18 protein-coding genes and 4 tRNA genes are annotated in these 26,956 nt (G+C 61.2%); 19 read left to right on the top strand and 3 right to left on the bottom strand.

Annotation, left to right across the window (positions count from 1 at the left end):
* Nucleotides 1-24: 24 nt before the first annotated feature.
* Complete coding sequence (locus ACN9MZ_RS03505) at nt 25-807, bottom strand: SDR family oxidoreductase (protein ID WP_426340925.1); 783 nt, start codon at nt 805-807, stop codon at nt 25-27.
* 53 nt (nt 808-860) lie between these two features.
* On the opposite strand from ACN9MZ_RS03505, the gene ACN9MZ_RS03510 reads away from it, so the two are divergent.
* Together ACN9MZ_RS03510 and ACN9MZ_RS03515 are read left to right on the top strand one after the other, a co-directional pair.
* The gene (locus tag ACN9MZ_RS03510) at nt 861-2,024 is read left to right on the top strand and encodes a class I SAM-dependent methyltransferase (protein WP_426340926.1); all 1,164 of its coding nucleotides are present in this window, start codon (nt 861-863) and stop codon (nt 2,022-2,024) included.
* Between the two features lie 12 nt (nt 2,025-2,036).
* Nucleotides 2,037-2,981 (top strand): J domain-containing protein, encoded by a 945-nt coding sequence (locus ACN9MZ_RS03515; protein ID WP_426340927.1) that lies wholly within the window; start codon nt 2,037-2,039, stop codon nt 2,979-2,981.
* Nucleotides 2,982-2,988: 7 nt separating this feature from the next.
* On the opposite strand, the gene ACN9MZ_RS03520 is transcribed toward ACN9MZ_RS03515, so the two are convergent.
* Nucleotides 2,989-3,480: a chemotaxis protein CheW gene (locus ACN9MZ_RS03520; RefSeq protein ID WP_426340928.1), complete on the bottom strand. Its 492-nt coding sequence runs from the start codon at nt 3,478-3,480 to the stop codon at nt 2,989-2,991.
* A gap of 145 nt (nt 3,481-3,625) precedes the next feature.
* On the opposite strand from ACN9MZ_RS03520, the gene ACN9MZ_RS03525 reads away from it, so the two are divergent.
* From ACN9MZ_RS03525 to ACN9MZ_RS03535, 3 genes are all read left to right on the top strand, one after another.
* The gene (locus tag ACN9MZ_RS03525; RefSeq protein ID WP_426340929.1) at nt 3,626-5,206 is read left to right on the top strand and encodes a DUF3369 domain-containing protein; all 1,581 of its coding nucleotides are present in this window, start codon (nt 3,626-3,628) and stop codon (nt 5,204-5,206) included.
* Nucleotides 5,207-5,332: 126 nt separating this feature from the next.
* On the top strand, nt 5,333-6,985 hold the full coding sequence (locus tag ACN9MZ_RS03530) for a tetratricopeptide repeat protein (protein WP_426340930.1): 1,653 nt from the start codon (nt 5,333-5,335) through the stop codon (nt 6,983-6,985).
* Between the two features lie 24 nt (nt 6,986-7,009).
* Nucleotides 7,010-8,566 carry an HDOD domain-containing protein gene (locus ACN9MZ_RS03535; protein ID WP_426340931.1) on the top strand — a complete coding sequence of 519 codons (1,557 nt, stop codon included), beginning with the start codon at nt 7,010-7,012 and terminating at the stop codon, nt 8,564-8,566.
* 136 nt (nt 8,567-8,702) lie between these two features.
* Here the strand turns inward: ACN9MZ_RS03535 and ACN9MZ_RS03540 are convergent, their stop codons facing one another.
* Nucleotides 8,703-11,960, bottom strand: coding sequence for an EAL domain-containing protein (locus ACN9MZ_RS03540; RefSeq protein ID WP_426340932.1), 3,258 nt, complete (start codon nt 11,958-11,960; stop codon nt 8,703-8,705).
* A 199-nt stretch (nt 11,961-12,159) separates the two neighbouring features.
* On the opposite strand from ACN9MZ_RS03540, the gene ACN9MZ_RS03545 reads away from it, so the two are divergent.
* From ACN9MZ_RS03545 to ACN9MZ_RS03610, 14 genes are all read left to right on the top strand, one after another.
* Nucleotides 12,160-12,245 (top strand) — tRNA-Tyr (locus ACN9MZ_RS03545).
* Nucleotides 12,246-12,296: 51 nt separating this feature from the next.
* Nucleotides 12,297-12,370: transfer RNA gene (locus tag ACN9MZ_RS03550), tRNA-Gly, on the top strand.
* Between the two features lie 23 nt (nt 12,371-12,393).
* A tRNA-Thr gene (locus ACN9MZ_RS03555) sits at nt 12,394-12,468 on the top strand.
* 68 nt (nt 12,469-12,536) lie between these two features.
* Nucleotides 12,537-13,727: an elongation factor Tu gene (gene tuf, locus ACN9MZ_RS03560; protein ID WP_426340933.1), complete on the top strand. Its 1,191-nt coding sequence runs from the start codon at nt 12,537-12,539 to the stop codon at nt 13,725-13,727.
* Between the two features lie 79 nt (nt 13,728-13,806).
* A tRNA-Trp gene (locus ACN9MZ_RS03565) sits at nt 13,807-13,882 on the top strand.
* A gap of 36 nt (nt 13,883-13,918) precedes the next feature.
* A complete protein-coding gene (gene secE, locus ACN9MZ_RS03570) occupies nt 13,919-14,302 on the top strand; it encodes a preprotein translocase subunit SecE (RefSeq protein WP_090436079.1) in 384 nt (127 codons plus the stop codon).
* Nucleotides 14,302-14,901, top strand: a complete 600-nt coding sequence (gene nusG, locus ACN9MZ_RS03575; RefSeq protein ID WP_055928282.1) for a transcription termination/antitermination protein NusG — start codon at nt 14,302-14,304, stop codon at nt 14,899-14,901. The genes secE and nusG overlap by 1 nt, the downstream gene beginning before the upstream one ends.
* Nucleotides 14,902-14,990: 89 nt before the next feature.
* A complete protein-coding gene (gene rplK, locus ACN9MZ_RS03580) occupies nt 14,991-15,422 on the top strand; it encodes a 50S ribosomal protein L11 (RefSeq protein ID WP_028103004.1) in 432 nt (143 codons plus the stop codon).
* A 2-nt stretch (nt 15,423-15,424) separates the two neighbouring features.
* Entirely contained in the window at nt 15,425-16,114 is a 690-nt protein-coding gene (gene rplA, locus ACN9MZ_RS03585) for a 50S ribosomal protein L1 (RefSeq protein WP_426340934.1), read from the top strand.
* A gap of 310 nt (nt 16,115-16,424) precedes the next feature.
* Nucleotides 16,425-16,922, top strand: a complete 498-nt coding sequence (gene rplJ / locus ACN9MZ_RS03590) for a 50S ribosomal protein L10 (protein WP_028103002.1) — start codon at nt 16,425-16,427, stop codon at nt 16,920-16,922.
* 64 nt (nt 16,923-16,986) lie between these two features.
* Nucleotides 16,987-17,361, top strand: a complete 375-nt coding sequence (gene rplL / locus ACN9MZ_RS03595) for a 50S ribosomal protein L7/L12 (protein ID WP_426340935.1) — start codon at nt 16,987-16,989, stop codon at nt 17,359-17,361.
* A gap of 190 nt (nt 17,362-17,551) precedes the next feature.
* Entirely contained in the window at nt 17,552-21,661 is a 4,110-nt protein-coding gene (gene rpoB, locus ACN9MZ_RS03600) for a DNA-directed RNA polymerase subunit beta (RefSeq protein WP_426340936.1), read from the top strand.
* Between the two features lie 108 nt (nt 21,662-21,769).
* The gene (gene rpoC / locus ACN9MZ_RS03605; protein ID WP_426340937.1) at nt 21,770-25,993 is read left to right on the top strand and encodes a DNA-directed RNA polymerase subunit beta'; all 4,224 of its coding nucleotides are present in this window, start codon (nt 21,770-21,772) and stop codon (nt 25,991-25,993) included.
* 236 nt (nt 25,994-26,229) lie between these two features.
* Nucleotides 26,230-26,826, top strand: a complete 597-nt coding sequence (locus ACN9MZ_RS03610; RefSeq protein ID WP_426340938.1) for a hypothetical protein — start codon at nt 26,230-26,232, stop codon at nt 26,824-26,826.
* The last annotated feature ends 130 nt before the right edge of the window (nt 26,827-26,956 follow it).

The following is a 26,956-nucleotide window of genomic DNA, read 5'->3' on the forward strand; positions in this document are numbered from 1 at the left end:
TTAAACCTTAAAATTGAAAATTCTTTACTTGGCCAGGAACATCACGTCGCGCGGCGACGGCAGCAAATGCTGGCCGCCATCGACCAGCAGGGTAGTGCCGGTCACCGCACGCGCGCCTGCCGCATAGACCACGGCGGCGGCAATGTCCTCAGGAGTGCTGGAACGGCCCAGCGGCGTTTGGGTGTGCGCCTTGGCAAAGCCTTCCTCGCTCTGGTCTCCGGAGACCATGGTGATGCCCGGCGCCACGCCCACCACCCGGACCTTCGGCGCCAGCGACTGGGCCAGCATGGTGTTGGCCGCCTGCAGCGCTGCCTTGGACAAGGTGTAGGACAGGAAATCAGGGTTGAGATTATAAAGCTTCTGGTCCAGCAGGTTCACAACCACGGCCTGGCCGCCTTCCGGCGTTGCATCGTACAGGGCGCGCGCCAGCTGGATCGGCGCCGCCACGTTGGCGTGCATGTGCGCGTCAAGCCGGGCGTGGCTGAAATTCAGGTCGCTGTCGTAATCGAACAGGGACGCGTTGTTGACCACGCAGTCCACCCGTTCCAACGCCTTCACTGCGGCGGGCAGCAGCCCGCGCACGGCTTCTTCGTCAGACAGGTCGCATTGCAGCGTAATGGCGCGGCGGCCGAGGGCGGCGACGGCCTGCGCCACTTCGCGCGCTTCGTCGTGCGAGTTGCGGTAGTGGACGGCGATGTCCCAGCCGGCGCGCGCCAGCCCTAGCGCGATTTCGCGTCCCAGGCGGCGGCCGGCGCCGGTCACCAGGGCCACGCGCGGCTGTTCGGGCGTCGGAGTTGAAGTAGTCATAGTCAAATTGAGCAAAATGGCGCCGGGCAGCGCTGAACCGCTACAATGCCGGCATGTCTTTACCAGCACCTTCCCCCGACGCGCTGGCCGCGTCCCAAGCCCTGCAGCGCCTGATTGCCGACGACATTGCGCGGCAAGGTGGCGCCATTCCGTTTTCCCGCTTCATGGAGCTGGCGCTGTATGCGCCCGGCCTGGGCTATTACAGCGGCGGCGCCGCCAAGCTGGGCAAGGATGGCGATTTTACAACTGCACCCGAGCTGAGCGCCCTGTTCGGGCAATCGCTGGCGCATGTTGCAGCCGCTATTATGGACCAAAGTGCGCCACATATCCTTGAATTCGGCGCTGGAACGGGCAAGCTGGCCAGGGATATCCTGACCGAGGCGGCGCAAGCCGGCATCGTGGTCGAAAGCTATTCCATCGTCGAACTCTCGGGCGAGCTGCGCGCCCGCCAGCAAGAGCTGCTGCGCGCCTTCCCGCAGGTGCGCTGGCTGGATGCCCTGCCGGAATCGTTTGAAGGCGCGGTATTCGGCAACGAAGTGCTGGATGCCATGCCGGTCGACGTGGTCACCCTGGCCGACAATGGCTGGCAGTCATTGCACGTGGCCGCGCAGGCCGATGAGGCAGGCGGGGCGCGCTTCGCCTGGCACCCGGTGGCAGCCGGCGCTGCGCTGCTGGCGCAGATTGAACGCCAGATCCCGGACGCGCAAGCGCTGCCGGTCGGCTATGTCACCGAAGTGCACGGCGCCGGCTGCGGCTTCATGGCCACGTTGGCTGGCATGCTGGCGAAAGGCCAGGGCGCCGCCTTCCTGTTCGACTACGGCTTCCCGGCGCGCGAATACTACCTGGGCGACCGCGCCACCGGCACCCTGATGTGCCACTACCGCCACCACGCCCACGCGGAACCGTTCTACCTGCCGGGCCTGCAGGACATCACCGCCCACGTCGACTTCACCGCGATGGCGCTGGCGGCGCAGGAGGCAGGCGCCGAAGTCATGGCTTATAACAGCCAGGCCGGCTTCCTGATCGGCGCCGGCATCGGCGAGCTGATGCAGCGTTTCGATCCTGCCGATGCCCTGCATTACCTGCCGCACGCCAACGCGCTGCAGAAATTGCTTTCTCCAGCCGAAATGGGAGAATTGTTCAAGGTGCTCGTGATTGGCCATGGCATCGAATTGCCGGGGCAATTGCTGCGTAGCGACCGCAGCCACCGTTTGTAATATGATTGAGAGATGGGAAAGATACATACTCACTATGACAACCTGAAGGTAGCGCGAGGCGCGCCACAGGAAGTCATACGTGCTGCTTACAAGGCCCTGAGCCAGAAATACCATCCTGACAAGAATCCGGGGGATGAAAAAGCGGCCCGCATCATGGCGATCGTCAACACGGCGTATGGCACGTTGTCCGATCCGCAACGCCGCAAGGAGCACGACGAGTGGATCACCCAGGAAGAATGGGAAATCGAATGGCTGGAAAGCACCAGGCACGAGCCAGCGCATGAGCCGGGCTGGTCCGACCAGCTCGACCTGCCGCGCCGGCGCCGGGTGCTCCAGTCCTGGCGCTTCTGGGGCACGGTGGGCGGCGCCGCCGCAGCCGGCTGGCTGGGCGGGGTGCTGACGGTGACCGAGCCGCGCGCCATGTCCAGTGTGCTGGCTGGCGCCTGGGGCGGCAAGCCGCCTGCCGAACTGACGGCCACCGCGGCCGCCACCCCGAAGATCCACCCGCCGCGCGTGGAAAAAGTCACGCCGGACGACGGCTGGGCCGTCGCCAAGCCTTACTCGCCGGAACCGGCGGTATCTGCCGCTGCGGCGCCGCCGATCAAGGTACTGGCCCTGTCGCAGGTGGTGCTGCCCGGCGCCGCCGTCGATTGCGAGGCCGAGGTTGCCCCATCAGTCGCGCCGAACGGCGAACCATGGCCAGTACAGTCCGGTTATGTGGAAGGTTTCCCGGTCGGGAACAAGGGCGAGGACATGCAGCTGACGCTGGACAACAGTGCCAACGCCGCGCCGGTCTTCATCAAGGTGTACGACCTGGAGCGCCGCTCGAACGTGCGCTATGCCTACGTGCAGCCGCACGACAAGCTGGTAGTCGACCAGCTATCGAACGGCAAATACGAAATCCGCTACCAGAACCTGAACCTCGGGGCCGGCCAGAGCGGCTGTACGCACAAATGAAAGTCTTTTAAGCTGCGCCGGCTGTCAGCGTTTCGCTCAGGCCCATTTCAGGGCTGGCCATCAGGCGATAGATGTCCACCAGGATCAGCATGCGCGCGTCAATCGTGCCGAGGCCGATCATGTATTCGGAGCTGAAGGCGGTGCCCATGTCCGGCGCCGGCTTGATCTGTTCGGGCGTCAGCGTGGTTACGTCAGATACCGAGTCCACCACCATGCCCACCACGCGGCCATTGATGTTGAGGATGATGACCACCGTGAACTGGTCATACACCGGCTCGCCCAGCTTGAACTTGATGCGCATGTCCACCACCGGAATGATGATGCCGCGCAGGTTGATCACGCCCTTGATGAACTCGGGCGCATTGGCGATGCGGGTGACCGCTTCGTAACCGCGGATCTCTTGCACTTTCAGGATATCGATGCCGTACTCTTCGGAACCCAGCTTGAATGCCAGGAATTCCTTGCCTTGGCTCGCGTCTTCTTGCGCAGTAACTTGCATGGTTTTTTTCCTTTAGCAAAATCTGTGTTGTCAAAGCGTATCAGAGTGCAAAGCGATTTACGAGCGGGCAATTTTTAATTGCTAGCTAAGTCAATTCTGATTATGCTGGATGTAAAGATTAGCGCATTTTGATCAAGGAGACTTCATGGCGGACCCTCAAGCCGTCGATGACAACTGGCTGCTCGAAGAAGACGAGGAAGAGAAGCAGCCGCCATCGACAGGATCCCCAGAACAGCGGCTGTGGCGCGTGCTGATTGTGGACGACGACCAGGACGTGCATGCGGTGACCCGCCTGGCGCTGCGCAATGTCAGTTTCAAGGGGCGCGAGCTGGAGTTGTTTTCGGCCTACAGCGGCCGCGAGGCATTCGAGATCCTGCGCGACACGCCGGACATCGCCCTGGTATTGCTCGACGTGGTGATGGAAACCGACGATGCCGGCCTGCTGCTGGCACGCCGCATCCGTGAAGAGCTGCACAATTCCATCGTGCGCGTGGTGCTGCGCACCGGCCAGCCGGGCCAGGCGCCGGAACAGCGCGTCATCATCGAATACGACATCAACGATTACAAGGCCAAGACCGAGCTGACCACGCAGAAGCTGTTCACCACCGTGATTTCGGCCCTGCGCGCATATGAAAGCCTGAACATGCTGGAGCGCTCGCGCATCGGCCTGGGCAAGATCCTGGCCGGCGCGACCAACCTGTACCAGATCCATTCGTTGCGCGAATTCGCGTCGGGCGTGCTGAACCAGGTGTCGGCCATCCTCGACGTGGGCGCGGACGGCGTGCTGTGCCTGATGCAGGTCGACACCGGCGACACGACCGTGGTGGCGGCTACCGGCGGTTACGCGCCGCTGGCGGAAAACGAACAGATGCCGGAAAGCCACCCGCTGTGGCCGACCATCCAGAAGGCGTTCAAGGAAAAGAAAAGCCAGTTCGAACACCCGGCCAATGTGCTGTTCATCCACACCCAGGAAAGCCGCGACGTGCTGATTTCGGTGACGCCGCCCTGGCCGCTGGCCCAGATCCAGCGCGACCTGCTGGAAGTATTCTGCGAGCGTATCGCCGCTGCCTTCGACAACCTGTACATGTTCGGCCAGCTGCGCAAGGCGCAGGAGGCCACAGTGGTGGCGCTGGCCGACCTGGCGGAATTCCGCGACGGCTGCACCGGCGGCCATGTGCGGCGCGTGCAGCAGCTGTCCTCGGCGATCGCGGCGCGCCTGAAAGAGCGCGGCACCTACGATGACGAGCTGACCCCGCAACTGGTCGACATGATCGGCCTCGCTTCGATCCTGCATGACGTAGGCAAGGTCGCCACGCCGGACCATATCCTGCTGAAGCCCGGCCCCCACACCGACGACGAGCGTGCGCTGATGCAAACGCATGCTGCCGTCGGGCGTAGCGTGCTGGAGCGTGCAGCCAATATGGTCGATGGCGTCAGCTACCTGACTTACGGCGCGGAAATCGCCGGCGGCCACCATGAGCACTGGGATGGCGGCGGCTACCCGAACCAGCTCAGGGGCAAGCAGATTCCTCTGTCGGCACGTATCGTGGCCGTGGTCGATGTCTTCGATTCCTTGCTGCACGAACGTCCGTACAAGGAGCCATGGCCGTATCCGGAAGTCATGACCTACATCCGTGACCGTTCCGGCACCCAGTTCGATCCCGAGGTGGTGGCAGCCCTGAACGACGTGGTTGAACGCAACCCGGGCCTGGGCCAGGGCAGCTGAGGCAACCCGACTGTGGCAGCCGCGCCGCGCTGCCACCTTCATTCTCACCAAAGTTCACGGCATGCAGCGTGCAAGCGCTAAAATAAGGACAGCCCTAGCCCTAGCCCTTGTCCTACGCCGAAAGCCATGAACGAACTGAAGGGCCTGACAGCGCTGGTCATCGAGCCCAATCCCAGCATGCGCGCCAGCTTGCACAATATGCTGAGCTTGTGCGGTTTGGTGCGTATTGACGATGCAGCCAGTTCCAACCAGGCCATCCGCGCGCTGGAAACCCGGATCTACGACCTGGTCCTGTGCGAATACGCCCTGGAAGGCGGCCAGGATGGCCAGCAAATGCTGGAAGACCTGCGCCACCACCGCTTGATCAATGCCGCCACCATGTTCTTCATGGTGACCGGCGAAGGCCAGTTCAGCAAAGTGGTCAGTGCCGCCGAGCTGATGCCCAACGATTACATCCTCAAGCCTTTCGCGGCCGATGCCATGCTGGAGCGCATCTGGCGCGCCCTCGACCGGCGCAATGCCTTGCTGCCGGTGTACCAGTTGATTGACATGGGCGATTTGCGCGCAGCGATCGAAGCTTGCGAGGAAGGCGAGGAAGTGCAGCCGCGCTTTGCCATGGACTTCCGCCGCCTGCGCGCGGAGATGCACATCCAGGCCGGCGAACCGGACCTGGCGGAGCCGCTGTATGCCGAGCTGTGGGACAGCCGCCAGGTACCGTGGGCCCGGCTGGGCCAGGCCAAGACCCTGTACCTGCGCGGCCGCTACGATGCTGCGCGCGAGATGCTGGAAGAGCTGCTGGGCAAGAACACGCGCTTCCTCGATGCCTACGACTGGCTGGCGCGCACGCATGAAGCGAATGGCGACCCGACAGCAGCGCAAGCCGTGCTGGCCAACGCGGTTGAACTGTCGCCGCACGCGGTGCGCCGCTTGCGGCGGCTGGGCGAAGTGGCGCTGGAGGCAGGCGACGTCGATGGTGCCGAACGTGCTTTCAAGCAGGTGGTGAGCAAGACCCGCTATTCCGAATTCCGCACACCGGAAGACCATGCCAGGCTGGCGCAAACCCTGGTCAAGAAGGGCGACCCGGTGCAGGCGGCCGCCGTGATCCGCGACCTGGACAAGTCGCTGTCGGGCACCCCCAACACCGATGTTTGCAGCGCCATCGCCTCGGCCGCGCTGCATGAATTCACCGGCAACGTGGCGCGCATGAATGCCTCGCTGGATTATGCAGTGACGGGCGTGCGTACGGCCAGCGGCCTGTCGAATGAAATGAAGATGGAACTGGCGCGCACCTGCCTGGAGGTGGGCAAGGAGGAGCAGGCGACGGAAGTGATGCGTGACGTCATGCGCAACTCCGCCACGCCGGGCGCCATGGAACGCGCCCTGCACATGATGGAAAAGAGCGGCCACGCCGCACTGGGCCAGCGCCTGGCCGACGAAAGCCGCAACGAGGTCGGCGAGATGGTGGCCGCGGGCGCGGCGCTGGCAAAGAAGGGCGATTTCCGCGGCGCGGTCGACCTGATGCTGGAAGCCGTGGCGAAGCTGCCGGACAACGCGCAGGTGGCCTTCAACGCGGCGGTCGCGATCTTGAAATGCCTGGAGAACGAAGGCTGGGACGATGCCCTCGGCCGCCATGCGCTGGCGCTGGTGACCACGGTGCGCCGCCTCGACCCGGCCAACGACAAGCTGAACGCACTGGCTGGCCTGCACCAGGACATATTGAAGAAATACAACATCCGCCCCGCCGCGCGGCGCGAAGCCGGAGTGCGCGTCGCGATCTGATAGCCGCTGGGGCTACAATGGGCTATGAGCTCCCATCCACCAGAAGAACGCCCGGTCCGTGCCTACCTGCTGAAAAAGCTATGCAGCGACGATGAGGGCTTGTTTGCGCTTGGTGCGTCGATCGCGCGCGTCGTGCAAATGGCCGACTCGGACGACCAGGGCACGCAAAGCCTGGCCTACCACGTGCTGTCCGACGTCGCGCTGACGCAGAAGATCCTGCGCTTGGCCAATACGCCGCAATACCGGCAGGCTTCGGGTGCGCCGGTAACCACAATTTCCCATGCCATTTCGCTGCTTGGTTTCGATAATGTGAAAACCACGGCGCTGGCCATGCTGCTGGTCGACACCATGGCCAACAGCAGGCATGCGCAAAGCGTGCGGGTCGAGCTGGAAGCGGCGCTGTGCGCCAGCCTGGTGGGGCGTGAACTGGCGCGCTACAGCCCTTACCAGAAGGCGGAAGAAGCGGCCATCGGCGCGCTGTTCAAGAACCTGGGGCCGTTGCTGATTGCCTCGCGCGAGCATGAGCGCTTTCGCGAAATCAATGCCCTGGTCGTGGCTGGCGAACATTCGCAGGCCCAGGCTTCGCAAATGATACTGGGCAGCACCTACGACACCTTGACGGCGACCGTGCTGCGCGAGTGGAAGATTCCCGATGTGATCATCCGTTCGCTGACTCCCTTGTATGGCAGCACCTTGCGGCCGCCGGCGGACCGCACGGAGTGGATACGGCAGGTGGTGCACTTCAGCATGGATGCGGCACGTGCACTGACCCGACTGGGCGGCGCGGCTGCCGACGACGTGCGGCTGCTGCACCAGCGCTTCGGCAATGCGCTCGGGCTGGAGCGCGAGCAGGTGACCATGGTGCTGACCCGCGCGCGCAGCAGCATGGATGCCTTGTTGAACAGCATGCAGCTGGACAGCGCTGCCGGCGGCAGTGCCGGCGAGCCGGGCGATCCTTATGCGGAATCGGCCGAGGCGCCGGGACCGGCGGGCACCTTGCCGAGCGTGCTGGCGCTGGCCAGCCTGGATGCGGGCGCGAAGGAGGGCGCTTATCCGAGCGGCAAGCCGTATGACGCGCGCGAACAGCTGCTGGCGGGCGTGCAGGAGCTGACCGAGATGCGGGTGGAGGGCAAGGCGCGCGTCAATGAGCTGGTGCAGGCAGTGCTGGAGACTTTGTATCGCAGCATGGGGTTCCGCTTTGCGACGGTTTGCCTGAAAGATGCGAAGGCGGGGCAGTTCCGGGCACGTATCGCCTTGGGCGATCAGCGGGCCTTGCGCCTGGAGGGGTTTGTGTTTCCGCTGCAGGGCAAGGATCTGTTCCACCTGGCGCTGGATAACGATGCGGACTTGATGATTGCGGATGCGAATGTGGCCAAGATTCGCGACCTGCTGCCGAAGTGGCATCTGGATCTGTTGCCCGATGCGCGCAGCTTTATCGTGCTGCCGCTGGTGGTGCAGGGCGTGCAGCTTGGCTTGTTCTATGCGGATCGGGCGCTGCCGGCGCCGGAAGGTGTGCCGCCGGATGAGACTTCGCTGATTCGGGCGTTGAAGGCGCAGGTGTTGGCGGCTTTGTCGCCCTAGACCCAGTCAGATCGACCGGCGCGGGTTTTGGTTGTGCGACGTTGATCTTCTCAACCAGTCAAAGGCCCAGAACCAGCCCCGAGGCTTCGAGACCGGTGAGGGTCTGACCCTTGGGTCAGACCCCGGTTTACCGGTTTTAAGCCGTCTCCGGCAGCCGCCCGGCAAGAGCCTCGAACTCCGCCACCGGCATTGGCCGCGCAAACAAATACCCCTGCGCCTCGTTGCAGGACTTACTGCGCAAGAATTCGACCTGCGCCTCCGTCTCAACGCCTTCCGCCACCACGCCCAGTCCCAGTGCATGCGCCAGCCCGATGGTCGCGGTCACAATCGCCGCATCATTCGGATCACTCTCGATATCCTTCACAAACCCCCGGTCGATCTTGATCCGGTCGAGCTCAAACAACTTCAGGTAGCTGAGCGACGAATACCCCGTCCCAAAATCATCAATCGCCACCCTGATCCCGCGCGCCCGCAGTTCGCGCAGCAAGTCGCGGCTACGCTCCGGATCCTGCATCGCCGCCGACTCGGTAATTTCCAGTTCCAGCAGCGAAGAATCGATCCCGCTCTCGCGCAGCAACTGGTCCAGCAGCGGCAACAGGGCGCCGCCATGGCATTGGCGCGCCGACAGGTTGACCGCCAGCCGCATCGAACCCTCCCAGCGCCGCAGCAAGCCGACTGTCTGCTGCAGCACCCATTCCCCCAGCGGCAGGATCAGCCCTGACTCTTCCGCAATCGGGATAAAGCGATCCGGCCCCACCATGCCCAGCTCCGGATGGTGCCAGCGCAGCAGCACCTCCGCGCCGATCACGCGGCGCGTGCTCAAGTCCACCTGCGGCTGCAGGTAAAGCTCGAATTCCTTGCGTTCCTGCGCCTGCCACAGGCGGTTCTCCATCATCAGCCGGTCGTGGGTAGCGGCATTCATGGCCGCTTCGAAGAACTGGAAGTTGCCGCGGCCCTGGCTCTTGGCCGCATACATCGCCGTATCCGCATGGCGCAGCAGGGTGGCGCTGTCGTGGCCATCGGGCGGGAACATGGCCACGCCGACGCTGGTGCCGGTGTGGATCGTCTTGCCCGCCAGGTGGAACGGCTCGGCCAGAGCGGCCACGATGCGCACGGCAATCTGGCTCGCTTCGGCTGGCGTCACGTTGCCGCCCGTGACCACGATGAATTCATCGCCGCCAAGCCGGGCGATGGTGTCGACTTCGCGCAGCAAGTCGCGCAGGCGGTCGGCCACGGCCACCAGCAACTGGTCGCCGGTGGCGTGGCCGTGGGTGTCGTTGATCTTCTTGAAGTGGTCAAGGTCCAGGAACATCACCGCCGCCGCGCCGTTCGCGCGCCGGGTCTGCGCCAGCAGCTGGTCGAGGCGCAGGTTGAGCGACAGGCGGTTGTCCAGCCCGGTCAGCGGATCGTGGTGGGCCAGCTTGTAGATGCGCTCCTGCGCGCGCTGCTGTTCGGTCAGGTCGTGCAGGATGGCGACGAACACATTGCCGTCGGGGAGCTCGACTTCGCTCACTGAAATCGCAATCGGGAAGATGCTGCCGTCGTGCCGACGCCCGCTTGATTCGTGCTCGTGGGTGGCGCCGCCGGCGATATTGCGCAGCAGGCGCGCCGCGCTGTCGCTTTCCGCTTCGGGCAGCAGGATCGCCAGCGGCATGCCGGACAGCGCTTCCGTCGGATAGCCGAACAGGCGGCAGGCCGCCGCGTTGGCAGACACCAGCAAGCCATCGGCATCGATGGTCAGGATGGCGTCGGCCGCCTTGTCGAGGATGGCCTGCAGGCGCGCTTCGCGTTCGCGCAGGCGTATCGTGCTTTCCTTCACCTGCTGCTGGATCTGGGCGCGTTCGCCGCTGGTCAGCAGCATCAAGGCGCCGAGCAGGCCGGTCAGCATCAGGCCTGCGCTCAGCACCAGCCAGCTTTGCCAGCCATGCTGGTGCACCATGTAGGCCGCCGAGGGGACCAGGACCAGCTCGTAGTCGCGGCCGCCAAGGCTGAGCTTGCGCCAATAGTCTTCATCGCTCGGCGCGCGCGACAACTGGTCGATCAGCGTTGTCGGGCCGGGCATGCTGCGATCCACCAGGCGCGCCTGGATATGCGGGAAATCGGCGGTGGCCAGCGCCCCGTTGACGTAGGAGTCGATCTGCATGGCCAGCAGCAGCATGCCCGCCGCCGGCTGGCCGTCGCCCGGATCGACGGCTTGCAGCAAGACCACGCCGCTGCCTTCGCCAGGCATGGAGAGTGCCACCGGTGCGCTGGCGACCGGCTTGCCGGTACGCAGCGCCTCATGCACCGCCTGGGCGCGTACCGGTTCCGCCAGCCAGTCCAGGCCCTGGTAATGTCGGCGCGCGGCAGGCTCGATGAACAATGTCACCATGTGGTCGCCTGGCGGCACCTCTGGCTGCTCGTGGCCGGCGTGGCTGTGCGTGTGGCCGGGACCGGTGGCGGGGGCGATCATGCGGAAATCGGGGCCGATGGTATCGCGCGCCCAGGTTTCGAAAGCCGGCCGCTCTGCCTCCGATACGGGGCGCAACCAGGCCATGGACAGCAATTCAGGACGTTGGTCGAGGTAACCGTGCGCAATCTTGTCGAAGCCTTGCGCCGACATCACGCGCCCATAGCGGTTGATGGCGCGCGCCATGGCGAACACATAGCGTTCATGTTCGCTGAAGCGGGACTGCAGCAAGTCGCCCACCTGCTGCGCCTTAAGCCGGAAGCCTTCCAGGTGCTGCCGTGTTTCCCAGCGCGCCACCAGCACGTACAGCATGACGCACAGGGTGACCAGGAACAGTTGCGGCAGGCCGACCAGCAGGCGGCGGCGCTGCCACAGCACGCGCGGCTGGCCGAACAGCACCCAGCACAGTGGCGCGGCCAACAGGACGCCAATGGCATCGCCGATCCACCAGGTCAGCCAGCTTGTCAGCAAACCGGCTGGGGCAATGGCGCCGGCGGCAACGGCCGCGGCGTTGGACAGCGTACTGCTCACCAGCGTGACGCAAACGGCCAACAACAGGAAGCGCAGCACATCGCGCCCGGCGCCGATTTCCGGGCGGATGGCGCGGCGGAAATACAGGCTGCCCAGCCAAGCTTGCAGTGCGGAGCCGAAGGCGGCGGCCAGCGCTGCCAGTCCTTGTGGCAGGGGCGGCAGGGTCAGCGGATTGGCGGCGCCCGGCAGCGGCAGGAAATTGATCAGCAGGGCGCCAATCGCAATCCCCGGCAGCAAGCGCGGGCCAAAGGTGACGACGCCAGCCAGGGCAATCCCGGCCGGCAGGAAGAGCGGGCTGGCATAACCGGGCGCCAGCGACAGGTAGAGGCAAAAGCGGCCGATGACCGCATAAGCCGCCAGCAGCAACAGGTTGGCGGCCAATGTTTGCAGCCAGCCGGGAGAGGTATTCTTCACAGAATGAGCGCTCGGAGGCACAGGACAAGTTGACCGATTTTATAGCAAACGGTGCAACCCAAAAACAACACTTGCAAATTTGCAGGAGTAGCCATTACAATCTCGCCCCGAAGCGCACGGTCATGCAGCGTTTGCGAAATAAGCAAATAACGGTGTTGACAGTGTTGGAAAGTTGCTTCATACTCTGCGGTTCCTTCGCGGAGGGGTGGCCGAGTGGTTAAAGGCAGCAGACTGTAAATCTGCCCTCTTATGAGTACACTGGTTCGAATCCAGTCCCCTCCACCAAAGCTTGCAGGTAGCTGAGTGAAGTAGTAGTCGAATGTAGTCGGAAACCTCGCGGGTGTAGCTCAATGGTAGAGCTGAAGCCTTCCAAGCTTAAGACGAGGGTTCGATTCCCTTCACCCGCTCCATAGCAGCAAAGTAGTAAAAATAAGCCCTTGTAGCTCAGTGGTAGAGCACTCCCTTGGTAAGGGAGAGGCCACGTGTTCAATCCACGTCAAGGGCACCAGAATTCTGCAGTATCCATCTGATTAGTCGGGCGCGTGCCCAGCAACTCACATTTGTTAGGAGTCTAAAATGGCAAAAGAAAAGTTCGAGCGGACTAAGCCGCACGTGAACGTTGGCACCATCGGTCACGTTGACCATGGCAAGACCACCCTGACCGCTGCTATCGCAACCGTCCTGTCGAAGAAATTCGGCGGCGAAGCCAAAGCTTACGACCAGATCGACGCTGCTCCAGAAGAAAAAGCACGCGGCATTACCATCAACACCGCCCACGTTGAGTACGAGACCGCCAACCGTCACTACGCTCACGTTGACTGCCCAGGCCACGCCGACTACATCAAGAACATGATTACCGGTGCTGCGCAGATGGACGGTGCGATCCTGGTTTGCTCCGCAGCTGACGGCCCAATGCCACAGACCCGCGAGCACATCCTGCTGGCACGCCAGGTTGGCGTTCCATACATCATCGTGTTCCTGAACAAGTGCGACCTGGTTGACGACGCAGAACTGCTGGAACTGGTCGAAATGGAAGTGCGCGAGCTGCTCTCCAAGTACGAATTCCCAGGCGACGACCTGCCAATCATCAAGGGTTCGGCACGTATGGCGCTGGAAGGCCAGCCGGGCGAAATGGGCGAAGAGTGCATCATCCGTCTGGCTGAAGCCCTGGACTCCTACATCCCAACCCCAGAGCGCGCAGTTGACGGCGCCTTCCTGATGCCTGTGGAAGACGTGTTCTCGATCTCCGGCCGCGGTACCGTGGTGACCGGTCGTGTTGAGCGCGGCGTGATCAAGGTCGGCGAAGAAATCGAAATCGTCGGCATCATCGACACCGTGAAGACCACCTGCACCGGCGTGGAAATGTTCCGCAAGCTGCTGGACCAGGGTCAAGCCGGCGACAACGTTGGCCTGCTGCTGCGCGGCACCAAGCGTGAAGACGTCCAGCGTGGCCAGGTTCTGGCCAAGCCAGGTTCGATCAAGCCGCACGATCACTTCACCGGCGAGATCTACGTTCTGTCGAAAGATGAAGGCGGCCGTCACACCCCGTTCTTCAACAACTATCGTCCACAGTTCTACTTCCGTACCACCGACGTGACCGGCTCCATCGAGCTGCCAGCGGACAAGGAAATGGTTATGCCAGGCGACAACGTCTCCATCACCGTCAAGCTGATCTCCCCGATCGCTATGGAAGAAGGCCTGCGTTTCGCTATCCGTGAAGGCGGCCGTACCGTCGGCGCGGGCGTCGTAGCCAAGATCCTGGGCTAAGGCGAAAAGAATCCAGCCAAGTCTAGCGCCCATCGCTGATGGGTGCTAGAATTACGGATTCCACTGTAAAGTTTTACGTAGGGGCGTAGCTCAATTGGCAGAGCGTCGGTCTCCAAAACCGAAGGTTGGGGGTTCGATGCCCTCCGCCCCTGCCACCGAATCTGGTGCAGGGCACCGAAAGTAAAAAGTAAATGTCTAATCAATCCGTGCAAACCGTTAGCACGACGAACGATAAGTTCAAAGTCGTGTTGGCAGTTGTGGCGTTGATTGCAGGCGTGGTCGGATTCTTTGTCCTGACCGGTAAACCAACCCTGGTGCGGGCAGCCGCGCTTGTGGTTGGTTTGCTTATTTCCGCCGGCATCGCGTACACCTCTGCTGCAGGCCGTGATTTCCTGAATTTTGCGAAAGAATCCGTTCGCGAGACCAAGAAAGTTGTGTGGCCGACCCACAAGGAAGCCCGTCAGATCACTCTGATCGTGTTTGCTTTTGTGCTGGTCATGGCGATTTTCCTCTGGGGCACGGATAAGATCCTCGAATTTGTGTTGTACGACCTCATCCTGGGTTGGAAGAAATAATGAGCGAAATTGTACAAGACGAGCCAGGCAAGGAAGAGCCTGCGCAGGCAGTGTCGACGCCAGTCAGCAACAAGCGCTGGTACGTCGTGCATGCCTACTCCGGCATGGAGAAAAGCGTACAGCGCGCCCTGATGGAGCGCGTCGAGCGCGCCGGCATGCAAGACCAGTTCGGCCAGATCCTGGTGCCGACCGAAGAAGTCGTTGAAGTTCGTAACGGGCAGAAGTCCGTTACCGAGCGCCGCTTCTTCCCAGGCTATGTGCTGGTGGAAATGGAAATGACTGATGAAACCTGGCACCTGGTGAAGAACACCAGCAAAGTGACCGGCTTCATCGGCGGCAAGTCGAACAAGCCGACCCCGATCCCTGCGCGCGAGATCGACAAGATCATGCAGCAAATGCAGGAAGGCGTGGAAAAGCCGCGTCCGAAAGTGTTGTACGAAGTGGGCGAGCAAGTCCGCATCAAGGATGGCCCGTTCACTGACTTCAACGGCAACGTCGAAGAAGTCAACTACGAGAAATCCAAGGTGCGTGTATCTGTCACCATCTTCGGCCGCGCGACCCCAGTCGAACTGGAATTCGGTCAAGTCGAAAAAGTTTAACGCCTGGCTGAGCGTCTAATCAGTCAAACAAGAGGAGCCCCGCCGCGTGCGGGGCGCTACTACTCAATCCAACGATAGGAAGTGCCCAAATGGCAAAGAAAATCATTGGCTTTATCAAGCTGCAAGTTCCAGCAGGTAAGGCAAACCCATCCCCTCCAATCGGTCCAGCACTGGGCCAGCGCGGTCTGAACATCATGGAATTCTGCAAAGCGTTCAACGCGCAGACCCAAGGTATGGAACCAGGCATGCCGATCCCAGTCGTGATCACTGCGTTCGCGGACAAGTCCTTCACCTTCGTGATGAAGACCCCTCCAGCGACCTTCCTGATCAAGAAGCACTCCGGCGTGCAAAAAGGTTCCGCTAAGCCACATACCGACAAGGTAGGCAAGCTGACCCGCGCTCAAGCTGAAGAAATCGCTAAACTGAAGACCCCGGACCTGACCGCTGCCGACCTGGATGCTGCTGTTCGCACCATCGCTGGTTCCGCACGTTCCATGGGCATCACCGTAGAGGGCATCTAATCATGGCAAAACTGTCCAAGCGCGCTCAAGCCATCAAGGCTAAAGTAGACCGTACCAAAGTGTACGCTTTCGACAACGCTGTCGCCCTGGTGAAAGAACTGGCTACCGCCAAGTTCAACGAATCCATCGACGTGTCCGTTCAACTGGGCGTGGACCCTAAGAAGTCCGACCAGGTTGTGCGCGGTTCCGTGGTTCTGCCAGCTGGCACCGGCAAGACCGTTCGCGTTGCTGTGTTCGCAACCGGCGACAAGGCTGAGCAAGCTAAAGCTGCCGGCGCTGACGTTGTTGGTATGGAAGACCTGGCTGAGCGCGTCAAAGCCGGCGACATGCCTTTCGACATCGTGATCGCTTCCCCAGACACCATGCGTATCGTTGGTACCCTGGGTCAGATCCTGGGCCCACGTGGCCTGATGCCTAACCCGAAAGTGGGCACCGTTACCCCTGACGTCGCTACCGCTGTGAAAAACGCGAAAGCCGGCCAGGTTCAGTACCGTACCGACAAGGCAGGTATCATCCACGCCACCATTGGCCGCAAGTCGTTCGCCGACGCTGATCTGAAGACCAACCTGGTTGCTCTGATCGACGCCCTGAACAAGGCTAAGCCAGCTTCGTCCAAAGGCGTGTACCTGCGCAAAGTATCCCTGTCGTCCACCATGGGCGCTGGCGTACGCGTAGACCACGCTGGCCTGTAATAACCTTCCGGTGTCAGGTGCTGATACGCGAAGCGTGTTCGCCCCTGATACCGCTGGTTAGAGTAAAGAATTAAGTCCCAGCCGGAAGACTGGGCGGATCTTTGGGTTGGCGGCGGTTCTGCCGTCGCCATGCCTTCAAAGACCGTTGGGCTGGATGCATCAGGTAGGCATCTGGTTAATAGCCGAAGGGCTCCCAACGCAGATGGTGATCCCGAACAAGTTTATGTAGTCCCTTTAGACTCCTAAACCTCGGACGCCGTTGTTCGAACCGATGCGAGGCGCAAGCCAAGCATTATTTAAGGAGAAGACCGTGGGTCTCAATCTGAATGACAAAAAGGCCGTCGTTGCCGAAGTTTCCGCAAAAGTAGCAACTGCGCAAACTATCGCTGTGGCCGAGTACCGTGGCATCCAGGTTGGTCACTTGACTAAACTCCGTGCTAATGCGCGTGCGCAAGGCGTGTACATCCGTGTTCTGAAGAACACCCTGGCACGTCGTGCAGTAGAAGGCACGCAGTTCGCCGCTCTGGCCGATTCCATGACCGGTCCGCTGATCTACTCGATCTCGGATGATGCTGTTGCTGCAGCGAAAGTCCTCGCCGACTTCGCCAAAACCAACGACAAACTGGTCCTGAAGGCTGGTAACTATGCAGGTAAGCAGCTCGACGTAGCTGGCGTTACCGCACTGGCGAGCATTCCTAGCCGTGAAGTCCTCATCTCGCAGCTGTTGGGCGTTATGCTGGCTCCGGTGTCGGGCTTTGCACGTGGCCTGGCTGCTCTGGCAGCCAAAAAAGAAACCGAAGCCGCTTAATCGCTGGCCTGGTTTCTTAGTCAATACCAATTCTGTAGTATTACAAACAAATTAGGAGTTTCAAATGGCAATTTCCAAAGACGACATCCTGAACGCAGTGTCCGAAATGTCCGTAATGGACCTGAACGAACTGGTCAAGGCATTCGAAGAAAAGTTCGGCGTGTCCGCAGCTGCAATGGCAGCTCCAGCAGCTGGTGGCGCAGGTCCTGCAGCCGCTGCTGAAGAGCAGACCGAATTCAACCTGGTTCTGTCCGAAGTCGGCGCTAACAAAGTTGGCGTGATCAAGGCTGTTCGCGAAATCACCGGTCTGGGCCTGAAAGAAGCCAAAGACCTGGTTGACGGCGCACCGAAGACCGTGAAAGAAGCAATGGCTAAGGCCGACGCTGAAGCAGCTAAGAAGAAGCTGGAAGAAGCCGGCGCGAAAGCTGACCTGAAGTAATTGAACCAAGGCGGGTAACTGCCTTAGTTTAGGAAGCCAATGCGGCGGATCTCATCCGAAAGGATGGGTCCGCCCTTGGCTCCTTTGTCGTCTCTGAAGTAGAAGTTGTTGTTTTATAGTGAATTGAGCTTTGCGAAGCGCGCCCGCAACGCTGAATTCTCTACCTTTTCCTGTCTCACACGGAGTGTCCATGCACTACTCATTTACTGAGAAGAAACGCATTCGCAAGTCCTTTGCGAAACGCGCCAACGTCCACAACGTTCCGTTCTTGCTGGCTACCCAGCTCGAGTCTTACGAGAACTTCTTGCAAGAGCACACTCCCGTTGCAAACCGCAAGAACGAAGGCCTGCAATCGGCTTTCACGTCGATCTTCCCAATCGTTTCCCACAACGGCTTCGCCCGTCTGGAATTCCTGTCCTATGTCCTGGGTGACCCGGCGTTCGACGTCAAGGAATGCCAGCTGCGCGGCCTGACCTTCGCTTCCCCGCTGCGCGCCAAAGTGCGCCTGGTGATCCTGGACAAGGAATCGCCAACCAAGCCGGTCGTGAAGGAAATGAAGGAACAGGAAGTCTACATGGGCGAACTGCCCCTGATGACCACCACCGGCTCGTTCGTGATCAACGGTACCGAGCGTGTCATCGTCTCCCAGCTGCACCGTTCGCCAGGCGTGTTCTTCGAGCACGACCGCGGCAAGACCCACTCGTCCGGCAAGCTGCTGTTCTCGGCCCGTATCATCCCTTACCGCGGTTCCTGGCTGGACTTCGAGTTCGACCCGAAAGACATCCTGTATTTCCGCGTCGACCGTCGCCGCAAGATGCCGGTATCGATCCTGCTGAAGGCGATCGGCATGACGCCGGAACAGATCCTGGCGAACTTCTTCGTCTTCGACAACTTTACCCTGCGTTCGGAAGGCGCGGAGATGGAGTTCGTGTCCGAACGCCTGCGCGGTGAAGTCGCGCGCTTCGACATCGTCGATCCGAAGTCGGGCAAGACCATCGTCACCAAGGACAAGCGTATCAACGCCAAGCACGTGCGCGAGATCGAAGCAGCCGGCATCCAGCACATCTCCGTGCCGGAAGACTACCTGCTGGGCCGCGTACTGGCCAAGAATATCGTCGACCAGGAAACCGGCGAAGTGGTGGCCCTGGCCAACGACGAGCTGACCGAGGAAACCCTGGGCAAGCTGCGCGATGCCAACATCAGCGCCATCCAGACCCTGTACACCAACGACCTGGACCAGGGCGGCTACATCTCCCAGACCCTGCGTATCGACGACACCGCCGACCAGACCGCCGCACGCGTGGCGATCTACCGCATGATGCGTCCTGGCGAACCGCCAACCGAAGAGTCGGTGGAAGCCCTGTTCAACGGCCTGTTCTACAGCCCGGACCGTTACGACCTGTCGGCCGTGGGCCGCATGAAGTTCAACCGCCGCATCAGCCGCGATGAACTGACCGGCGCCATGACCCTGTCCAACGAAGACGTGCTGGCCGTGATCAAGATCCTGGTTGAGCTGCGCAATGGCCGCGGCGAAGTCGACGATATCGACCACCTGGGTAACCGTCGCGTGCGTTGCGTGGGCGAACTGGCCGAGAACCAGTTCCGCGCCGGCCTGGTGCGCGTTGAGCGCGCCGTCAAGGAACGCCTGGGCCAGGCCGAAGCCGACAACCTGATGCCGCACGACCTGATCAACTCCAAGCCGATCTCGGCTGCTATCCGTGAGTTCTTCGGCTCGTCCCAGCTGTCGCAGTTCATGGACCAGACCAACCCGCTGTCTGAAATCACCCACAAGCGCCGCGTATCGGCCCTGGGCCCTGGCGGTCTGACCCGCGAGCGCGCCGGCTTCGAAGTGCGCGACGTGCACCCGACCCACTACGGCCGCGTATGCCCGATCGAAACGCCTGAAGGCCCGAACATCGGCCTGATCAACTCGCTGGCACTGTACGCCCGCCTGAACGAATACGGCTTCCTGGAAACCCCATACCGCAAGGTGGAAGGCTCCAAGGTCACCGACAAGATCGATTACCTGTCGGCCATTGAAGAAGGCCGCTACATCATCGCCCAGGCAAACGCCAAAGTGAATGAGCAGGGTCAGCTGATCGACGAACTGGTATCGTCCCGTGAAGCCGGCGAAACCATCCTGGTCTCCCCGGAGCGCGTGCAGTACATGGACGTTGCCCCAGGCCAGATCGTGTCCGTTGCCGCATCGCTGATTCCATTCCTGGAGCACGATGACGCGAACCGTGCACTGATGGGCGCCAACATGCAGCGTCAGGCCGTGCCTTGCCTGCGTCCTGAAAAGGCGCTGGTCGGTACCGGTATCGAACGCACCGTGGCAGTCGACTCCGGCACCACCGTGCAGGCACTGCGCGGCGGCGTGGTGGACTACATCGACGCCGGCCGCGTCGTGATTCGCGTGAACGATGAAGAAGCACAGGCTGGCGAAGTCGGTGTGGACATCTATAACCTGATCAAGTACACCCGTTCCAACCAGAACACCAACATCAACCAGCGTCCTATCGTCAAAGTGGGCGACCGTGTTGCCAAAGGCGACGTGATCGCCGACGGCGCATCGACTGACCTGGGCGAACTGGCACTGGGCCAGAACATGACCGTGGCCTTCATGCCATGGAATGGCCTGAACTTCGAAGACTCGATCCTGATCTCGGAAAACGTCGTAAAAGACGACCGTTACACCTCGATCCACATCGAAGAACTGTCCGTGGTTGCCCGTGACACCAAGCTGGGCGCGGAAGAAATCACCCGCGATATTTCGAACCTGGCCGAGAACCAACTGGCTCGCCTGGACGAATCCGGCATCGTGTACATCGGCGCTGAAGTGCAAGCCGGCGACGTGCTGGTCGGTAAGGTGACCCCGAAAGGCGAAACCCAGCTGACCCCGGAAGAGAAGCTGCTGCGCGCGATCTTCGGCGAAAAAGCATCCGACGTGAAAGACACCTCGCTGCGCGTTCCATCCGGCATGGTTGGTACCGTCATCGACGTGCAAGTGTTCACCCGCGAAGGCATCCCGCGCGACAAGCGCGCCCAGCAGATCATCGACGATGAGCTGAAGCGCTACCGCCTGGACCTGAACGACCAGATGCGTATCGTGGAAGGCGACGCCTTCCAGCGTCTGGAAAAGATGATGATCGGCCAGGTTGTGAATGGCGGTCCGAAGAAACTGGCCAAAGGCGCCAAGGTCACCAAGGACTACCTGGACGACCTGGACAAGTTCCACTGGTTCGACATCCGTCCTGCCGACGAAGACATGGCCAAGGCCCTGGAAGCCATCAAGGAATCCATCGCCGAGAAGCGCCACCAGTTCGACCTGGCCTTCGAAGAGAAGCGCAAGAAGCTGACCCAGGGCGACGAACTGCAGCCTGGCGTGCAGAAGATGGTCAAGGTGTACCTGGCCGTCAAGCGTCGCCTGCAGTCCGGCGACAAGATGGCAGGCCGCCACGGTAACAAGGGTGTGGTCTCGCGTATCGTTCCGGTGGAAGACATGCCGTACATGGCTGACGGTACCCCGGCCGACGTGGTGCTGAACCCACTGGGTGTTCCGTCCCGTATGAACGTTGGCCAGATCCTGGAAACCCACCTGGGTTGGGCAGCGAAGGGCCTGGGCATCCGTATCGGCGAAATGCTGCAAGCGCAGATCAAGGTCGAAGAGATGCGCAAGTACCTGACCACCGTGTACAACGAGTCCGGCGCCAAGGAAGACATCGCTTCCCTGTCCGACGACGAGATCATGAAGCTGGCGGCCAACCTGAAGAAGGGTGTGCCGTTCGCGACCCCGGTGTTCGACGGCGCGCACGAATCGGAAATCCGCCGCATGCTGGACCTGGCGTATCCGGACGATATCGCCAAGCACCTGGGCATGACCCCGTCCAAGAACCAGGTCACCATGTACGACGGCCGCACCGGCGAAGCGTTCGAGCGCAAAGTCACCGTGGGCGTGATGCACATGCTGAAGCTGCACCACCTGGTCGACGACAAGATGCACGCCCGTTCCACCGGTCCTTACTCGCTGGTGACGCAGCAGCCTCTGGGCGGTAAAGCCCAGTTCGGCGGCCAGCGCTTCGGTGAGATGGAGGTATGGGCGCTGGAAGCGTACGGCGCGTCCTACGTGCTGCAAGAAATGCTGACCGTGAAGTCCGACGACGTGAACGGCCGTACCAAAGTGTACGAAAACCTCGTCAAGGGCGACCACGTGATCGACGCCGGCATGCCGGAATCGTTCAACGTGCTGGTGAAAGAGATCCGTTCCCTGGGTATCGATATCGACCTGGAACGCAACTAAACACCGGAAAGTAGCCCGCGGCAGCCGCCGGTCGGGTCAGACCCTTGGGTCTGACCCAGATTTACCGGTTTTAGTAAGTAAAGAATTCGTCACTATCTGGAGTGATACATGAAAGCCCTGCTCGATTTATTCAAGCAAGTACAGCAAAACGAGTCGTTCGACGCGATCAAGATCGGTCTGGCCTCTCCCGAGAAAATCCGTTCGTGGTCGTATGGCGAAGTCAAGAAGCCGGAAACCATCAACTACCGTACCTTCAAGCCGGAGCGCGATGGCCTGTTCTGCGCCAAGATCTTTGGCCCGATCAAGGACTACGAATGCCTGTGCGGCAAGTACAAGCGCCTGAAGCACCGCGGTGTCATCTGCGAAAAGTGCGGCGTTGAAGTGACCTTGGCCAAAGTGCGCCGCGAGCGCATGGGCCACATCGAACTGGCGTCGCCAGTTGCCCACATCTGGTTCCTGAAATCGCTGCCGTCGCGTCTGGGCATGGTCCTGGACATGACCCTGCGCGATATCGAACGCGTGCTGTACTTCGAAGCATACGTCGTGACCGACCCAGGCATGACCCCGCTGAAGAAGTGCCAGATCATGTCGGAAGACGACTACGCCGCCAAGTACGAAGAGTACGGCGACGACTTCACCGCCTTCATGGGCGCCGAAGGTATCCGCGAACTGCTGCGCTCGATCGACATCCACCGCGATGCCGAAGCCCTGCGCGTGGAACTGAAGGAATCGAAGTCCGAAGCGAAGATCAAGAAGTACGCCAAGCGCCTGAAAGTGCTGGAAGCGTTCCAGCGTTCCGGCATCAAGCCGGACTGGATGATCATGGAAGTGCTGCCGGTGCTGCCGCCGGAACTGCGCCCACTGGTCCCGCTGGATGGCGGCCGTTTCGCGACCTCCGACCTGAACGACCTGTATCGCCGCGTCATCAACCGTAACAACCGTCTGAAGCGCCTGATGGAGCTGCGTGCTCCAGAGATCATCACGCGTAACGAAAAGCGCATGCTGCAAGAAGCAGTTGACTCGCTGCTGGACAACGGCCGTCGCGGCAAAGCGATGACCGGCGCCAACAAGCGTCCGCTGAAATCGCTGGCTGAAATGATCAAAGGTAAGGGCGGCCGCTTCCGTCAGAACTTGCTGGGTAAGCGCGTCGACTACTCCGGCCGTTCCGTGATCGTGGTGGGTCCACAGCTGAAACTGCACCAGTGCGGCCTGCCGAAGCTGATGGCCCTGGAACTGTTCAAGCCATTCATCTTCAACAAGCTGGAACTGATGGGTCTGGCGACCACCATCAAGGCCGCCAAGAAGCTGGTCGAAGTGCAAGAACCAGTGGTGTGGGACATCCTGGAAGAAGTGATCCGCGAACATCCGATCATGCTGAACCGTGCACCAACCCTGCACCGTCTCGGTATCCAGGCCTTCGAGCCTGTGCTGATCGAAGGTAAAGCGATCCAGCTGCACCCGCTCGTCTGCGCCGCGTTCAACGCGGACTTCGACGGTGACCAGATGGCAGTCCACGTTCCGCTGTCGATCGAAGCACAGATGGAAGCCCGTACCCTGATGCTGGCTTCGAACAACATCCTGTTCCCATCGAACGGCGAACCATCGATCGTTCCTTCCCAGGATATCGTGCTGGGTCTGTATTACGCGACCCGCGAAGCAGTCAACGCCAAGGGCGAAGGCATGATGTTCCCGGACGTGTCGGAAGTGATCCGCGCGTACGACAACAAGGAAGTGGAACTGGCGACCCGCATCACCGTGCGTATCGTTGAGAATCCAAAGGATGCAGCAACCGGCGAGTTCGTCCGTACCGTGACCCGTTACGAGACCACCGTTGGCCGCGCCATCCTGTCCGAGATCTTGCCGAAGGGCCTGCCATTCAGCGTGCTGAACCGTCCGCTGAAGAAGAAAGAGATCTCCAAGCTGATCAACACGTCCTTCCGCAAGTGCGGCCTGCGCGCGACCGTGGTGTTTGCCGACCAGCTGATGCAGTCGGGCTTCCGCCTGGCGACCCGCGCCGGCATTTCCATCTGCGTGGACGACATGCTGGTACCGGAAGTGAAGAAGACCCTGATCGCGACCGCCGAAGCGGAAGTGAAGCAGATCGAGCAGCAGTACGCTTCCGGTCTGGTCACCGCCGGCGAACGTTACAACAAGGTCGTCGACATCTGGGGCAAGACCTCCGACGAAGTCGGCAAGGCGATGATGGACCACCTGAAAGTGGAAGACGTGGTGCGCCGCGACGGCACCCAGTCGACCCAGGAATCGTTCAACGCGATTTACATGATGGCCGACTCCGGTGCGCGTGGTTCCGCAGCACAGATTCGCCAGCTGGCCGGTATGCGAGGCCTGATGGCCAAGCCGGACGGCTCGATTATCGAGACGCCAATTACCGCGAACTTCCGTGAAGGCCTGAACGTTCTGCAGTACTTCATCTCGACCCACGGCGCCCGTAAGGGCCTGGCCGACACCGCGCTGAAGACCGCGAACTCCGGTTACCTGACCCGTCGTCTGGTCGACGTGACCCAGGACCTGGTGGTGATCGAGGACGATTGCGGCACCTCCAACGGCACCCAGATGAAGGCCATGGTCGAAGGCGGTGAAGTGATCGAAGCCCTGCGCGACCGTATCCTCGGCCGCGTGGCGGGCACCGACATCGTCAATCCTGAAACCCAGGAAACCCTGTACGAAGCCGGCACCCTGCTGGACGAAGATATGGTGGAAGAGATCGAACGCGTCGGCATCGACGAAGTGAAGGTCCGTACCCCGCTGACCTGCGACACCCGTTTCGGCCTGTGCGCCAAGTGCTACGGCCGCGACCTGGGCCGCGGCCTGCTGGTCAACTCCGGCGAAGCAGTCGGCGTGGTGGCAGCGCAGTCGATCGGTGAACCTGGTACCCAGCTGACCATGCGTACCTTCCACATCGGTGGTGCGGCATCGCGTGCAGCAGTGGCCTCGTCGGTCGAAGCCAAGTCGAACGGCACCGTGCGCTTCACCGCCACGATGCGTTACGTCACCAACGGCAAGGGCGCCCAGATCGTCATTTCCCGTTCCGGCGAAGTGCTGATCACCGACGACCACGGCCGTGAGCGCGAACGCCACAAGGTGCCGTACGGCGCGACCCTGATCGTCAAGGATGGCATGGCTGTGAAGGCCGGCGCTCCCCTGGCAACGTGGGACCCGCTGACCCGTCCGATCATTACCGAGTACGCCGGTACCATCCGCTTCGAGAACATCGAAGAAGGCGTGACCGTGGCGCGCCAGGTCGATGAAGTGACCGGCCTGGCCACCCTGGTGGTGATCGACGCCAAGCGTCGTGGTTCCCCAGGCAAGGCCCTGCGTCCACAGGTGAAACTGCTGAACGAAGACGGCGGCGAAGTGAAGATCGCCGGCACCGAGCACGCAGTGGCGATCGGCTTCCAGGTCGGCGCGCTGATCATGGTGAAAGACGGCCAGCAAGTATCCGTGGGTGAGGTTCTGGCGCGTATCCCGACCGAATCGCAGAAGACCCGAGACATTACCGGTGGTCTGCCACGCGTTGCGGAACTGTTCGAAGCACGTTCGCCGAAAGACGCGGGCATGCTGGCGGAAGTCACCGGTACCGTGGCCTTCGGTAAGGAAACCAAGGGCAAGCAGCGCCTGGAAATCACCGACATGGACGGCAACAAGCACGAGTTCCTGATTACCAAGGACAAGCAAGTGCTGGTGCACGACGGCCAAGTGGTGAACAAGGGCGAGATGATCGTGGACGGCCCGGCCGATCCGCAAGACATCCTGCGCCTCTTGGGTATCGAAGCGCTGGCACGCTACATCGTCGACGAAGTGCAGGACGTGTACCGACTGCAGGGCGTGAAGATCAACGACAAGCACATCGAGGTGATCGTTCGCCAAATGCTGCGCCGCGTGCAGATCACCAACGCCGGCGACACCGACTACATCGTCGGCGAGCAGGTGGAGCGTTCCGAACTGCTGGAAGAAAACGATCGCGTCAATGCCCTGAACAAGATCCCTGCAACGTACGAAAACGTACTGCTGGGTATTACCAAGGCATCGCTGTCGACCGACTCCTTCATCTCGGCCGCATCGTTCCAGGAAACCACCCGCGTGCTGACCGAAGCAGCGATCATGGGCAAGCGCGATGGTCTGCGCGGCCTGAAGGAAAACGTCATCGTCGGCCGCCTGATCCCTGGCGGTACCGGCCTGGCCTTCCACCGCGCCCGCAAAGAGAAGGAAGTGTGGGAAGCCGAGGAGCGCAAAGCGCTGCTGGAAGCAGAACGCGCCGCGATCGTGGCCGAACTGCCAGCGGACGAACCGCACCACAGCGACGAAGCGTAATCCGCTTCAACGCCAGCAAATAACGCCACCTTCGGGTGGCGTTTTTTTTACTGCAGGGTCCGTGTCCCACCTTGGGGTCAGGCCCCAAGGTGGGACACGGACTCTGCCTAAATAGTGTGCCGTGCTGCAAAAATGCCACCTTCGCGGGGCCTTTTTATTTGCGCAGGCCCCAGAAATATTGTCAGGCGCCAATTGCATACTACAATCAGTATTTCTGGAATTGTTTTGAGAGTGCTATGGCCGAATCCCTGCAAATCACCTGTGACGCGACGACGGTGGGTAATGATGGAAAAATGTACCTGCACGAGTCGATGTTCAGCGGCCTGTTCGACTTGCCAAACAATCATGCGGAAATCGTGGCGCGCCTGCATCCCGCCAAGCGCAAGCTGTTCGATGCCCTGGTAGGCGGGGAGCATATCGAGGTAGAGGCGAAAAACGAGCAAGGCGTCGCGGTCACGGTGCCGCTGGACAATGACATAACGGTGCACGTCAATCAGCGCTATGGCGGCGTGCGCCGCTTCAGCTACGCATCCATCATTGCGAAACATGCCCGTACCTTCGGCGAAGTCCAGGCGCGGGGCTTCGACGCGAACTGCGAGCCGGTCATTCGCCAGATGCCCGACCGCAGTTTCAGGATTATCTTCAATACCATGCCGCCGCGTGGGCACGCATTGGGGGCCGCCTTCAATATGGACCACTTCGGCGCCTGCATGATCAAGCTGACCGAATCCAAGATGACCTGGGATGACCGCGACGTATTCCATCTTCCGTCGGCGACAGAGGCCGAAATCCGTTCCATACTGCAGTTTTTGCTCACTTACGGTAAGAGCTGAGGGCAGGGGAACAAGATTGGCGAAAGCCATGCATGTCAACATGCGTCGAAGTGGCATGCACTTAGGCTAACCGACAAGTCGGCAAACTCAACGTGGACACGATGGAGCGTGATCGGTCGCTTCGTTGAGA

Source organism: Pseudoduganella sp. S-14 (genome assembly GCF_049913285.1).
Classification (GTDB): Bacteria; Pseudomonadota; Gammaproteobacteria; order Burkholderiales; family Burkholderiaceae_D; genus Rugamonas.